Here is a 13,518-nt window from a genome sequence, read left to right on the forward strand (position 1 = left end):
CCCTTTCGTTCATCTGCGCAGATTTTGCGCAAGTTTCGCATCAGGGGCGAGTGAAGGCTTTGTTAAGAACGCGTAACAGGAATATGAAAAACCACCCGCTCTTGTCGAGCGGGTGGCTTGAAATCTGCGATTTTAGCAACCGGTTTGTCAGAAATCGGTTACTTTTCGTCTTTCATCGGAACGCCGTAAAGTTCCAGACGATGACCAACAAGCTTGAAACCAAGCTCTTTGGCGATCTCTTCCTGAAGCTTTTCGATTTTTTCGTTCGAAAATTCGATCACCTTACCCGACCGCATGTCGATCAGATGATCATGATGTTCCTCGGTCAGTTCCTCGTAACGCGCACGGCCATCGCCGAAATCGTGTTTTTCGAGAATATCCGCCTCTTCAAAAAGGCGAACGGTCCGATAAACGGTCGCAATCGAAATCTTCGGGTCAATTTCCGTCGCCCGGCGATAAACGAGCTCCACATCGGGATGATCTTCTGATTCCGATAGGACTCGGGCAATTACCCGGCGTTGGCCGGTCATTTTCAGACCCGCGTCGATGCACTTCTGCTCGATGGTTGATTCTGCAAGCATAGTCTTGTTTCTCGTTTCCGGTTCCGCCTGTCCCCAAGCCAGGATGCTCCCAGGCTTTTGCTCTCATGTGGGCTAAATATCGAGAAAACTGTCACATATCGCAAGGTACAAATCGCGATATTTTGTTCTCTCCGGCTTGCCTCCTGTCCAATGAAACGCTACTTCACGTTTCCGGTGCCCGATCAGGAGACAGCATATGGACGACACCACGCCCGACCATAAGATCGACATCACAAACGATGTCTGCCCGATGACATTTGTTCGCACCCGGCTGAAACTCGAAACCATGACACAAGGCCAGATTCTGGAAGTCACACTGGGCGCAGGCGAACCATTAAAAAACGTTCCGCGTTCCGTCACCGAAATGGGCGACACAGTCATCGATATTGTCGAACTTGCCAACGCCCCGGAAACATATCGGGTAACCATCCGCAAGGGATGAAACCGATCCGGTGCGCCGTCATCGGTGCTTAGACTATAACAGCTTGGCAGTCAAAACCACACATTTGATGTGGATATATCAAAATAGAATGCATCCAGCTTGCATCAAACATTCCAGCCCAAAACACAAGTTCCAAGATCACGTTCCATAACAAGTGCATCTACCTCGCGGCCGGACTTGCGGCGATAGTATTTTTTACGCCGCCCGATCTCGGTAAAGCCGCAATGACGATAAAGCGCAATCGCCGATGCGTTATCCTCGGCAACCTCCAGCAGGACACGACCGACACCGGTTTCACGCAACCGCTCGAAGACCGCAAACAGCAGCTTTCTGGCCACACCGCGTTTACGGGCTTCTTTGGCAACAACGATGGTGTTGATTTCCGCCTCGTCCAGCACCGCCTGCATCTGAATAAAACCAAGCGGCGTATCAAGCCGGTTTTCCACCTCGTTTCCCGGGGCAAAGGCCAGAAATCCGAAAGCACCGGGAACATCAAGCAGCGCAACCATCTCGTCTGCCGACCAGTGATCGTGATCTTCGAACCCTTGGGCATGAAGCGCACTGGCAACAGGGCAAAACGCCGCCGTCAGGGGAACGATTTCAATCCTGTCCACAAGTTCCGTCTGACGGGAAGAATGACTCATCCTTCGTCTGCCTGTCTGCTTTTTGCCGGTCCCTGATCCTCGATACGGCGCGCATCGGGCGCACGCAGATACATCGGCACCGGTGGAAGATTTTCATCCGTCCCCCAACGTGCCGCGGCAATCCGTGCCACATTTCCCGCCCGCGGAAGGCCGGGGGCGGTGCAATCATAAAACGCATCAGGCGCATGGGCAGCGGCGGTCAAAAGGCGCGGGGTCGCATCACCGGCCAGAAGCGTATCACCGGGTGGCGCCATCATCAGTGCCTGTCGCGGAGCAACACATTCCGGTGCACTTAGCGCACGTTTCTTGCCATCAAAAGCCTGGGCGAAAATCTCGTTCCGCTTGCTGTCGAGAGCGACCAGAATATTGCGTCCCTGCTGATCGCGTTCGGAAACCCCATAAGCCACTGCCTCAAGCGAACTGACACCGACCACCGGAATTTTGCGCGCCAGTCCCAGTGCACGCGCGGTCGCAAGCCCGATCCGCATGCCGGTAAAGGCCCCGGGTCCAACGGTCACGGCGATACCGTCAACCTCGTCGAACGTGATGCTTGCCTGGCTAAGGCTTTCGGTAATGAAGCCCATCAGGTTTTCGGCCTGACCGCGTTCCATGTCTTCGTAAAGCTCGCCCTTGACCACGCCATTGATCAGAACGGCTGTTGAAAGCGATGTTGACGCAGTATCGATTGCCAAAAGCGTCGGGCCTGTTTTTTCAATGGCCCCGGATGGCGTTTGCGATGCGGTTTGATCTGCGCTATGGGAATTGCTGCGCAACTGACCGGTAAGCATCTTTTTGATGTAATCGGTAAACGACAAGAACAGGGGGCCTCCGGCAATGGCGCTGGTCGAAATTACGCCACAAGAATATGATGTCGAAATCGATATTGTTTATGCCACGGATCGCAATTTTACCGGGGCACCAATTTATTCACGGCCTGCCTGCTATCTTCATCGCGATGCGGCCGACTGCCTGAAAAAGGCTGTCGCCATGGCACGACGTCACGGGAAACGCATTCGCATTCTGGATGCCTTCCGTCCACAGGAAGCCCAGAGGGCCCTTTGGAACCATACACCCAATCCCGATTTCATCGCCAATCCCGATATTGGATCGCCACATGGCCGTGGTGTTGCCATTGATCTAACTCTGTTGGACGAAAACGGCAAGGAACTGGATATGGGGGCAGGGTTTGATGAAATGCATATCCGGTCCTACCACGGAGCGGACGGGCTTTCAAAAGACGCCGAAGCCAACCGTTTGCTACTGCTTGGCATTATGGTCAGCGCCGGGTTCGAATATTACGATCATGAATGGTGGCACTATCAGTTACCCAACGCGCGCAGCAAATACCCGCTGTTTTCGGACAGTTCCCTGCCGCAAAGCATGATGAAATAATGTCGGATAGATTCCCCGAATACGGAATTGGACAACCTAAAGAATTGCGCGTCCGCTTTCAGGATCAAATAGCGACACACGTGCCCCGTCAATCATGATCCGCGCATCAGCGCCGGAACTGAAATGCTGTTCGGGGCCGGTGCGCGCGGTGACTTCCGATCCGGCAACCGCAAGACGGACATACTGATCCGGTCCGGTCGGCTCAGCCAGAAGCACCCGTGCATTGGCCCCAAGATCATCAAACATCAGATGTTCGGGACGCGCGCCCAAGGTCAGGGGCTGCCCGATCAGATCACGTGAGCGGGTAGGCAAATTTGCCAAAGGCAACTGACCAGACCCACCGTCGAATGCAATACCGTCGCCATCCTGTACCAGCTTGCCATCGATGAAATTCATGGTCGGGGCCCCGACGAAGCTGGCGACAAATTTGTTGGCCGGCCGGCGATAGACATTTTCCGGTGTATCGGCCTGTTGAATGGCCCCCTTGTCCAGTACCACCACCTTGGTTGCCAGCGTCATGGCTTCGATCTGGTCATGGGTAACATAGACAATTGTCCGGCCAAGCCGTTCATGTAGGCGTTTCAGTTCCACACGCATATCGGCACGCAATTTGGCATCAAGATTCGATAACGGTTCATCAAACAGGAAAACCGATGGTTCGCGCACCAGCGCACGGCCGATTGCCACACGCTGCTGCTGGCCACCGGACAATTGCGATGGTTTGCGATCCAGAAGTGGGGTGATTTGCAAAAGTTCACCGATTTCATCGACCCGTTTTTCGATATCGGCCTTGGGCATGCCGCGCATTTTAAGGCCAAAGCCGATATTCCTGCGAACCGACATGGTCGGATACAGCGCATAGGACTGAAACACCATCGCGATATCGCGTTCGTCGGGTTCCAGTTCTGTCACATCCCGCCCGGCGATGTGAATTGCCCCACCGGTAACGGGTTCCAGACCGGCAATCATATTCAGGATCGTCGATTTTCCACAACCCGATGGCCCCAGCAGAACCAGAAACGCGCCATCCTCGATTTCGAGATTGATGTCCTTCATTACGGTCAGACCGGCATAGGCCTTGGTCACACCACGTAATTCAACGCCGTTCATGTCCGTTATCCTTTCACTGCACCAGCCGCAATTCCGCGAACAAACAACCGCCCCGACAGCAGATAAACCGCCAGTGTCGGAAGCGCTGTCAGCATGGTGGCAGCCATATCCACGTTATATTCCTTTTCGCCGAACTGCGATCCGACAAGGTTGTTAAGCGCAACCGTCATCGGCTGTCCGGATCGCCCGCCAAAGGTCAGGCCCAGCAGAAAATCGTTCCAGATGTATGTGAATTGCAAAATCATCGCGACACCCAGGATCGGCAACGACAGGGGCAACATCACATGCCAGAACAAGGGCCAGAATCCCGCCCCGTCAATCCGGGCAGCTTTCAGCAGATCCTGCGGAACGGTTTTGAAAAAGTTTCGAAACATCATGGTGGTAAAGGCGACACCCCAGATGACATGCACCAGAACAAGTCCCGGAATTGAGCCAAATATCCCCAATTCACGCACCATGATGATCAGGGGATAAAGTGTGACCTGAGGCGGGATGAACATGCCGACCAGAAGGGCGGCAAACATCAGATTGGCGCCGCGCATCTTCCACGCTGCCAGGGCATACCCCGTCACCGCACCAAGCCCGACCGATAAAAACAGGGCCGGAATGACGATTTTGACCGATGTCAGGAAAGACGATGACAAACCACCGCAATCCTCACCCACAGTCTGGGTACAATCGCCAAACCATGCCTCGCCCCATGCGTCAAAATTTGGTTCTGCCGGCAGAGTAAAGATACTGCCGTCGCGGATTTCATCCATCGATTTCAGCGACGTCGAAACCATGATGAAGACCGGCGCCAAAATCATCAGGGCCGCGATCCCCAGCATCGCGTAAAGCGCAACACGGTTATATCGCATGGTCAATGCCCTCCGCCGTCGCGTGCTTTGCGCAATTCAAAATGGATATAGGGCGAAATGACTGCGATCACGGTACAAAGCAAAACAAACGCACCTGCCGCGCCAAGGCCCAGTTCCTGCCGGTTCAGGATATGATCGACCACAAATTTCGCCGGCAAATCCGATGAAAAGCCCGGACCACCACCCGTCAGGGCGACAACAAGGTCAAAGGCTTTCATGACAATCGCGCTCATCAGGATAAAGACCGTAAAAAACACGGTCCGCATCATCGGCGTAATCACATGCAGATAGACCCGCCAGACCGGGATGCCATCCACCCGGGATGCTTTCCAGATATTGGGGTCGACATTACGCAACCCCGCCAGAAACAGTGCCATGCACAGCCCGACCTGTTGCCAGATCCCAGCAATTGCCAGTGTATAAATCGACCGGTCCTGTCGCACAATCCAGTTGAATTCAAACGTGGTCCAGCCCAGTTCGCGCACTGCATCCTGAAGACCCAACCCCGGATTCATCACCCATTGCCAGATGACACCGGTAACGATGAAAGACATCGAAAGCGGCAGCATGAAAACCGTGCGAAACATGCCTTCGGCCTTGACCCCGCGATCAATCAGGATCGCCAGCAAATAGCCGAAAACAATACATCCACCGATAAACAGGAAGCCGTGGATGGCGATATTCTGCATCGCCGTCCACCAGCGTTCATTAGCAAACAGACGCACATATTGATCAAACCCGGTAAATTTATAAACCGGCAACAGACGCGAACGCGTCAGCGAGATCACAAAGGTCCAGATGATAAAACCATAGAAACAGACGATGGTAATCGTCATGGCAGGAATCAGCGCCATTCTTGCCGTCCATTGCGGACGCCAGCGCCATCTGCCGTCGTGCGAAGTCTTCAACGCACCCTGTGCCGGTTCGGCCATGAATAATCTCGCTTCTTTGTAAAGGCGCCGCTGCATGAGGCAGCGGCGCACCTGCAAAGTCGTGTCATTCCATCTGCCTTATTTGGCGTAGGAAATCGCCTGACGGAATTCTTCCTGTCCCTGTTCCGGGCTCATGTCAGCACTGTTCCAGAAATTGGAGATACTGTCATCAATTGCCCCGGAAACGGCACTGGGAACGCCAAACAGTCCGGTACTGACCAGATGGGTTTTCTTGTCCTGCAATGTTGCCATGGCTTTTTGTGCACAGGCATCGAAACTGTCACCCGGCACGTCAAGAAGTGCGGGGATCGAGCCCTTTTTCTTGTTAAAGGCAATCTGAACATCGGGTTCAAGCATGACCTCGGCCATCTTTTGCTGGGCAGCCTGAGCTTCGTCACCGTCCATGGCGGAAAAGGCAAAGGCATCAACCGTCATGATATAGGCGGTATCAATAGCCGGGGCGAAGGCGCAGCCAACCGTTGTACCCGGTTCAACCCCGGCAGCAATGATTTCACCCTTGGCCCAGTCGCCCATGAACTGAAACGCCGCATCGCCGCGAATGACCATATTGGTCGCCTCGTTCCAGTTCCGGCCCGGGCTTGCTTCATCGACAAAAGGTTTAAGCGCTGCAAAGGTTTCAAACACCTTGCGCATGGTGTCGGATGCCAGAAGTTCATCATCCAGCGTGCTGTATAGCTGGGCGTAAAATTCACGTCCGCCAACACCCAGAAGGACACTGTTAAACAGGATACGTTCCTGCCACGGCTGCCCGCCGAGACCGATCGGGACAATACCTGCATCTTCAAGCTTTTTGGCTGCATCAATAAATTCCGGCCAGCTTTTTGGCACCTCGATCCCGGCTTTTTCAAGCGCTGCGGTATTGTAAAACATCCAGTTTTCACCGTGGATGTTGATCGGGGCCGCGATGTAATCGCCATCATATTTTGCCGCCTGAACGATCAATGGTGGCAGTTTTTCATCCCAGTTTTCTTCTTCGGCTACCGCATTCACATCGGCCAACAGTCCCTGATCGGCCAGTTCACGCAATTGTTGCCCAATGGAAAACTGGAAAACAGTCGCCGGATCGCCGCCCAGCATGCGGTTGACCGCAGCCGCACGGGCATTGCCGCCACCGGCAATCGGTGTATCGACCCATTTGCCGCCCTGCGCCTCGAAAGCCGCACGGATTTCGCCCAAGGCAGCCTGCTCGCTGCCCGAGGTCCACCAGTGCAGAACTTCGGCTGTCTGGGCGTGAAGCGCACCGACAGAAACACCGGCGCTCAGAAATGTCGCGAGTGCTGCGACCTTTGAAAATTTCTTCATAACGGATGTCCTCCCTAATGGATACGTTCGCGCCCGACTTCTTGATGGTCGAAAATTCGTAACGTTTCGATTTTTTTGATAGGCGCTTTATTCACTCTTGTCAATCAACAAAACCCGGCCATAATAAGGCGAATTCGATCCGGCATTATTTTTTTGCCGAAATTTCCGAAACGTTACGATTTTGGATCTGCCAACGAATGCGATCCGCGACAGGGCAAGGAAACAACCATGACCAAACCTTTTCCCAACGGTTTCCGCTGGGGTGTCTCGACCTCAAGCTATCAGATTGAAGGCGGCGCGAGCGACGACGGGCGCGGCGACAGCATCTGGGACACCTACTGTGCAACACCCGGCCGGGTTGCCAATGGCGATAACGGCAGTGTCGCCTGCGACCATTATCATCGCTGGGCCGAAGATCTTGACCTGATCAGGGGGCTTGGTGCCAAACATTATCGATTTTCGGTGATGTGGCCGCGTGTCATTCCGAACGGCACGGGCAAAGTCAATGAAACCGGCATGGCATTTTACGACCGGTTAATTGACGGCATGTGCGAACGCGGGCTTGATCCCTGGTTATGCCTGTATCACTGGGACCTGCCGCAGGCATTGCAGGACCGCGGCGGTTGGACCAATCGCGACATCGTCGACTGGTTTGGCGACTATACCGAGCTGCTGGTGACGCGATTTGGCGACCGGGTCAAATCATGGGTTACGTTTAACGAACCCAACGTTGTGGCGTGGGTTGGCCACGAAGAAGGCCGCCACGCACCGGGAATTACCGACCCGCGCGCGGCAATGCGGGCCGCCCACCATCTGAATATGTGCCATGCCCGTGCGACCCGCGTGATCAAGCATCACTCTTCGGATGCACCAGTCGGATTCGTTTTGCCGATGCACAAGGCCTATACGCTGCCGCATCGGCGCAAACAGGATGCCCACCTAATCGATCTGTTCGAGGCCAAATGGAACGGCATCTTTCTTGATCCGGTTTATTACGGTCGATATCCCGAGCTGATCATTGATCGAATGGAACCGCACATTCAGGATGGTGACCTTGAAGCGATCAAGACCAAAGTCGATTTTCAGGGGCTGAACCAGTATTTCCCGAGCTATATCGAAGCCGCCGAAGGGCGCGCATGGCCATTCAAACATGCCGAACCGCCGAGATATTTCCGCCGTACGGAAATGGGATGGGCGATTGACGGAGACTGCTTCTATCGCACCATGAAAATCCTGCAGGAAAACTATGGCAACCCGCCGGTTTTCGTGACCGAAAATGGCGGTGCCTTCACGGACGTTCCCGGCCATAATGGTTATATCGACGATCAGGACCGCATTGCCTATTACCACGAGTATCTTTCGGCCCTTTTGCGGGCGGTGGACGAAGGCGCAAATGTGCAGGGATACATGCCCTGGTCGTTGCTGGATAATTTCGAATGGGCCTATGGCTATGAAAAACGGTTCGGGTTGGTGCATGTCGATTACGACACGCTCAAGCGCACGCCAAAGGCATCCTATGCCTTCATGCGTCGTGTGATCGAAAGCAACGCATTGCCTTAACCGCAAACGGGCGATTAGATTGTCCGCCAAAGAATAAATGAACGGACCTGTATATGTCAGCCACCCGCCCGAACCTTCGCACCATCGCCGATCGTCTTGGCCTGTCGGTCACGACGGTCTCGCGTGCATTGAAAGACGGGCCGGAGGTCAAACCCGATACGGTCGCCCGCGTCAAAGCCGCGGCGACCGAAATCGGCTACCATCCCGATGCCCGCGGCGTCATGCTGCGCACTGGCAAGACGATGCAGGTCTGTTCTATCTTGTATTCCCCGGAAGTCGGCGATTACGGCGACCCGGGTTTTCTGGCTCAGGTTGAAAGCCTCGCCAAGGGGCTGGAGGCCGATCATTACTCACTGGTCGTTCTTGCCCAGACCAGTAGTGAAGACCCGCTTGAACCCGTGCGCCGCGTTCATACGCAGCATATGGCCGACGCAGTTGTATTTTCGCGCACGACCCTGCAGGACAGCCGCGCCAAATACTGCCTGCAACATGACTTTCCCTTTGTCAGTTTTGGCCGGACGGAACTTTTAACCCCGCATGCCTTTGTCGATCATGACGATGAACAAGCGGCTTATGATGCGGTCAAACGCCTGATTGATGATGGCCATCGCAAAATCGGCATGATTGATCCGCCCGAAGATCTGACTTTTTTTGGCTATCGCAAACGCGGTGCGCGGCGCGCGATGATCGAGGCAGGACTTGATCCAGAAAGCCTGATCTGGATGACATCGGACGTGTCCGTCCGTGCGGCGCGCGAAGCCACTATCCGCCTGTTTGCCAATCAGCGCGATGCAACCGCCGTGGTGTGCGCCAGCCAGATGACCATGATTGGTGCGCTGGAGGCATTGCTGGAACTGGGCATGGACACGATACGGGACGGGATCGGTATTGTCGGTTTTGGCGGCATGCCGTTTCGCATGCTGTCCAGACAGAAGCTCGCCTATTACTACCAGCCACAACGCAAGGTCGGTAAAGTGCTTTCGGAACATTTGCACGACCTGATGACCGGTACCCCGGCAGAAGAACTGCAAACGCTTTTACCCTATCGACGGATCGACGATCTTGCCGCCTTCCGCGAGGGAGAGGATTTCTGATCAAACCCGACTATCCCTGTTTGTCTTCCTTGATATCCTCGACGGTTTGCTCGTTGCCCAGAAGGCGAACCAGCATAAGTTCGAACGGTTTCAAGGCGATCAGGACAATCAGCGTCAAGACCGTCGCAATCACCACCACATGCCAAGCCGCCAGAGCACATGCGATACCAAGGGCAGCCGTGATCCAGACGGTGGCCGCCGTTGTCAGGCCGCTAACCGACATGTCTTTTGGCTGGCGCAGGATCACACCCGCCCCTATAAAGCCGATCCCGGTCAGAACGCCTTGCAAAATCCCCTGCACGACGCGCGATAACGCATCGGGATGATCGATCAGATCCTGAAAATGGACCGCAACAACCGACACCACCGCCGCACCAAGCGCAACCAGCGCCAATGTGCGCATGCCGGTCGGCTTGCCATTCACATCACGGTTCAAGCCGATCACCATTCCGATCACGGTTGCCGCACACAGGCGCAAAACCATATCGATCACGCCGATATCGAAATATCGTTCAGCCGTTGCAAAATAGGGAAGATCCGTCATGCCCATATCCAGTTCGCGTTTCAATCTGTTTGACATACAGACCGAAACGCCTCCTGTTCCCGCATTGTTCCGCCACCAGCAAATCGGGCACCGCGATTTGAATCAGCCTTTTGGCACGGCGCCATCTTCAATCCCTTTGGCTTCGGCCATCAACCAGTCAAAGAATCGTAAAATCCGCGGGTCGCGCCCCGGTCTATCCAACGTGATCAGAACATAGTCATAGCCGGTAGGCGCCATACCATGCGGGGCGACAAGCCGCCCTGCAACCAGATCATCATAAACCAGAGGCAAGGGCCCGATTGCAGTCCCCAAACGATTGGCGGCTGCCTGAAGCGTAAAAAAGAAATGGTCAAAATATTGCTCGCTTGTCGGGCTGGCATTGCTTCCACTCGCCCGTTTCCAGACATCCCATGCATCAGGTCGCGTGCGACTGTGTAACCATCGGGCATTTGACAAATCACGAGCCAGAATGTTTTCCCAACAATCCGGGTCACAAACCGGCCCGGCAAATTCCGGCCAAAGGCGCGTTACCTCGTAATCCCCGCCGATACCGAAATCAGCCCGCCGGATTGCCACATCGCATCCCTCAACCAGCAGATCAACCGGGCCACCAGCCAGCCGTAGATCGATATTCAAGTCAGGATTGGATTCGCGAAACGCGCCCAGCCTTGGCATTAACCAGCGCATGGCAAGGCTGGGCTCGCACGACACCGACAGGATCGGCGATGCACTATCATGGCGGTGAATTTCTTCGATAGCGCCATCAAGCCCGTCCAGTGCGGTTGCCACCGACTTCAAAAGCCTTTCGCCTGCCTGAGTTAACCAGACACGCCGATTACGACGAACAAACAGATCAATACCCAACCGTTCCTCGATCTGCGCCACGGCGCGACTGATCGCCCCGTGCGTCAGGTGCAATTCCTCGGCAGCACGCGAAAAGCTTTGGTGTCGCGCTGCTGCCTCAAAGGCGGGCAAAGCGGCAAGGGGTGGCAGATTGCGTTTTCTGTGAATATTACTCACGAAATTCCCTACGAATTTTCGTTTTTCTGGCGATCTTTTCAATTTGATACTGAATAATCTCTCAGATCAAGGACCACGAACATGCCAGCCATTGCTCAGATCGAAGTCATTGCCGTCGCCATTATCACCATTCTTGCCGTTATCAGCCCCGGGCCGGATTTCGCCATGGTGACGCGTATTGCACTTGCACGTGGTCGTCGCGCTGGTGTGTTGTGCGCTATCGGGATCGGCAGCGGTGTTTCGGTACATCTTACCTATACGCTGATCGGGCTTGGCGTTGTGTTTGCCAGTAATGTCTGGGTTCTGACCAGCTTACGCTATCTGGGTGCTGCCTATCTGATATGGCTGGGAATATCGGCACTTTGGCCGGATATACGGGCCTTATTGGCGAAAAATCCAACCGAAATTCAGACTCAAATGGCAAACAAAAACATCAACAAGCCGAAAGCGAATCATAAACGGAATGGATCCGCGTTCTGGGTCGGTTTTGTCTGCAATGCCCTGAACCCCAAGACGATGCTGTTCATCGTTTCGTTGTTCAGTCAGGTCATTTCTCCCGATACACCGGTTTTGATGGAGATCGGATACGGTTTTTATATCGCAGCATGCCACATGATCTGGTTTGCGCTGGTCGCGGTTGCGTTGACATTGCCTTCGGTGCAAGCGCGCATCGCAGCCATCAAAATCTGGATCGAACGTGGTGTGGGATTGTGCCTTGCCGGACTTGGCATCAAGCTACTAACAAGCACCAACTGAATTCATCAATGTTTCTTAGATAAAAAGCATTTCGCCCTGTTGACGGGCGTCATTAAGGAACGTTACCACGCCGCCCGTCTCGATTTTGAGCTCTTCACGCTTTGCTTCGTTTTCCAGACCAAGCGCGCGAAGGCCCATGTCGCAAACCATGAACTTACCATCCAGCGCCACACAGGCCGACAGCAGTTCCTCGAACGTGCCGATGCCGCGTGTGGAATAGCTGAGATCAATCGAGGTAGCCGTTGCCCCTTCGGCCTCGGTCCGCAAGTGACGCCAGCCCGAAGGGGCCAACACGGCGCGACTGGCTTCCATCGTAAAAAACAGGGTTGCCTCGCGCCCGGATGCAAGTGCTGCCGATGCCATTACGAGTGCGTAATGAACCTTTTCAAAGCTGCCGGAAAACACCACCAGCGACAGTTTCTTCGGGCTTTCGGACTGGTTGGCGTTTTCAGTGCTCATGAATGGACAGGTCCTTGATGCTGGCATTTTCGGAACAAAGCTGGCAGCCCGGATCACGCGGGACTTTGATCTTTCGGAAGGATGCACCAAGTGCATCGACAATCACAAGCCTGCCGGACAGACCATCGCCAATCCCCATCAATTCCTTGAGGATTTCGGTTGCCTGAATCCCGCCAATCATTCCCACGACCGAGCCCAGGACACCGCCCTGGGCACAGGACGGAATGGCGTCTTCGGGCGGTGGACTGTGATAGATGCAGCGATAACAGGGATGCGGATCGCCCTGATGCGCCTTGAATGTCGCAACCTGGCCGTCAAACCGGAGGGCCGCACCCGATACCAGCGTTTTGCCCGCAAAATAGCACGCATCGTTTAGAAGGAATCGTGTTTCGAAATTGTCCGACCCATCGGCAATCACATCATAACCCGCAATCAGGTCCATAACATTGGACGCATCAAGCCGCACATTATGCGTCTGCACACTGATTTCCGGGTTCATATCAAGCATGGTCGACTTGGCACTTTCGACCTTGGGCGAGCCCAAGTCTTTCATACCATGCGCGATCTGACGCTGCAGATTGGAAAGTTCGACCGTATCGGCATCGACGATCCCGATGGTACCGACCCCGGCTGCCGCCAGATACATCGCCAAGGGCGATCCAAGTCCGCCTGCGCCCACAATCAAAACCCGCCCGCGCTTCAGCTTCATTTGGCCTGTGCCGCCAACATCCTTCAGGACGATATGCCGGGCATAACGCTGCACTTCATTTTCGCTGAAATCAAAATCACTCACAGGCGGTT

Annotated in this window: 16 protein-coding genes; 5 read left to right on the top strand and 11 right to left on the bottom strand. The window is 54.6% G+C overall.

The genetic code is table 11. The features are described from left to right. Positions 1 to 158 precede the first annotated feature (158 nt). Entirely contained in the window at positions 159 to 581 is a 423-nt protein-coding gene (locus AUP42_RS06120; RefSeq protein WP_062949922.1) for a Fur family transcriptional regulator, read from the bottom strand. A gap of 196 nt (positions 582 to 777) precedes the next feature. On the opposite strand from AUP42_RS06120, the gene AUP42_RS06125 reads away from it, so the two are divergent. Further along, complete coding sequence (locus tag AUP42_RS06125) at positions 778 to 1,023, top strand: sulfurtransferase TusA family protein (RefSeq protein WP_062949924.1); 246 nt, start codon at positions 778 to 780, stop codon at positions 1,021 to 1,023. Positions 1,024 to 1,127: 104 nt separating this feature from the next. Here the strand turns inward: AUP42_RS06125 and rimI are convergent, their stop codons facing one another. Continuing rightward, on the bottom strand, positions 1,128 to 1,667 hold the full coding sequence (gene rimI / locus AUP42_RS06130) for a ribosomal protein S18-alanine N-acetyltransferase (RefSeq protein WP_062949926.1): 540 nt from the start codon (positions 1,665 to 1,667) through the stop codon (positions 1,128 to 1,130). Beyond that, positions 1,664 to 2,482, bottom strand: a complete 819-nt coding sequence (gene tsaB / locus AUP42_RS06135; protein WP_062949928.1) for a tRNA (adenosine(37)-N6)-threonylcarbamoyltransferase complex dimerization subunit type 1 TsaB — start codon at positions 2,480 to 2,482, stop codon at positions 1,664 to 1,666. Before tsaB ends, rimI begins: the two co-directional genes overlap by 4 nt. Positions 2,483 to 2,501: 19 nt before the next feature. On the opposite strand from tsaB, the gene ddpX reads away from it, so the two are divergent. Then, on the top strand, positions 2,502 to 3,059 hold the full coding sequence (gene ddpX, locus AUP42_RS06140) for a D-alanyl-D-alanine dipeptidase (RefSeq protein WP_062949930.1): 558 nt from the start codon (positions 2,502 to 2,504) through the stop codon (positions 3,057 to 3,059). 36 nt (positions 3,060 to 3,095) lie between these two features. Here ddpX and AUP42_RS06145 read toward each other — a convergent pair whose 3' ends face one another. From AUP42_RS06145 to AUP42_RS06160, 4 genes are all read right to left on the bottom strand, one after another. Continuing rightward, a complete protein-coding gene (locus tag AUP42_RS06145) occupies positions 3,096 to 4,169 on the bottom strand; it encodes an ABC transporter ATP-binding protein (protein WP_062949932.1) in 1,074 nt (357 codons plus the stop codon). Between the two features lie 5 nt (positions 4,170 to 4,174). Beyond that, the gene (locus AUP42_RS06150; protein ID WP_062949934.1) at positions 4,175 to 5,029 is read right to left on the bottom strand and encodes a carbohydrate ABC transporter permease; all 855 of its coding nucleotides are present in this window, start codon (positions 5,027 to 5,029) and stop codon (positions 4,175 to 4,177) included. A 2-nt stretch (positions 5,030 to 5,031) separates the two neighbouring features. Beyond that, on the bottom strand, positions 5,032 to 5,883 hold the full coding sequence (locus tag AUP42_RS06155; protein WP_062950523.1) for a carbohydrate ABC transporter permease: 852 nt from the start codon (positions 5,881 to 5,883) through the stop codon (positions 5,032 to 5,034). 156 nt (positions 5,884 to 6,039) lie between these two features. Next, positions 6,040 to 7,284, bottom strand: a complete 1,245-nt coding sequence (locus tag AUP42_RS06160; RefSeq protein ID WP_062949936.1) for an ABC transporter substrate-binding protein — start codon at positions 7,282 to 7,284, stop codon at positions 6,040 to 6,042. Positions 7,285 to 7,512: 228 nt separating this feature from the next. On the opposite strand from AUP42_RS06160, the gene AUP42_RS06165 reads away from it, so the two are divergent. Together AUP42_RS06165 and AUP42_RS06170 are read left to right on the top strand one after the other, a co-directional pair. Further along, entirely contained in the window at positions 7,513 to 8,844 is a 1,332-nt protein-coding gene (locus tag AUP42_RS06165; protein ID WP_062950525.1) for a GH1 family beta-glucosidase, read from the top strand. Between the two features lie 53 nt (positions 8,845 to 8,897). Then, positions 8,898 to 9,938, top strand: a complete 1,041-nt coding sequence (locus tag AUP42_RS06170; protein ID WP_062949938.1) for a LacI family DNA-binding transcriptional regulator — start codon at positions 8,898 to 8,900, stop codon at positions 9,936 to 9,938. Positions 9,939 to 9,948: 10 nt separating this feature from the next. Here AUP42_RS06170 and AUP42_RS06175 read toward each other — a convergent pair whose 3' ends face one another. Beyond that, positions 9,949 to 10,518, bottom strand: coding sequence for an MgtC/SapB family protein (locus AUP42_RS06175; RefSeq protein WP_231858174.1), 570 nt, complete (start codon positions 10,516 to 10,518; stop codon positions 9,949 to 9,951). 66 nt (positions 10,519 to 10,584) lie between these two features. Further along, positions 10,585 to 11,502, bottom strand: coding sequence for a LysR substrate-binding domain-containing protein (locus tag AUP42_RS06180; protein ID WP_062949940.1), 918 nt, complete (start codon positions 11,500 to 11,502; stop codon positions 10,585 to 10,587). Positions 11,503 to 11,583: 81 nt separating this feature from the next. Here AUP42_RS06180 and AUP42_RS06185 point away from each other — a divergent pair, with 81 nt between their 5' ends. Next, a complete protein-coding gene (locus tag AUP42_RS06185; RefSeq protein ID WP_062949942.1) occupies positions 11,584 to 12,258 on the top strand; it encodes a LysE family translocator in 675 nt (224 codons plus the stop codon). 15 nt (positions 12,259 to 12,273) lie between these two features. On the opposite strand, the gene AUP42_RS06190 is transcribed toward AUP42_RS06185, so the two are convergent. Continuing rightward, entirely contained in the window at positions 12,274 to 12,717 is a 444-nt protein-coding gene (locus AUP42_RS06190; RefSeq protein WP_062949943.1) for a DsrE family protein, read from the bottom strand. Next, entirely contained in the window at positions 12,707 to 13,510 is an 804-nt protein-coding gene (locus AUP42_RS06195) for a HesA/MoeB/ThiF family protein (protein ID WP_062949945.1), read from the bottom strand. Before AUP42_RS06195 ends, AUP42_RS06190 begins: the two co-directional genes overlap by 11 nt. Between the last annotated feature and the right edge of the window lie 8 nt (positions 13,511 to 13,518).

Source organism: Thalassospira lucentensis, from assembly GCF_001613805.1.
Taxonomy (GTDB): domain Bacteria; phylum Pseudomonadota; class Alphaproteobacteria; order Rhodospirillales; family Thalassospiraceae; genus Thalassospira; species Thalassospira lucentensis_A.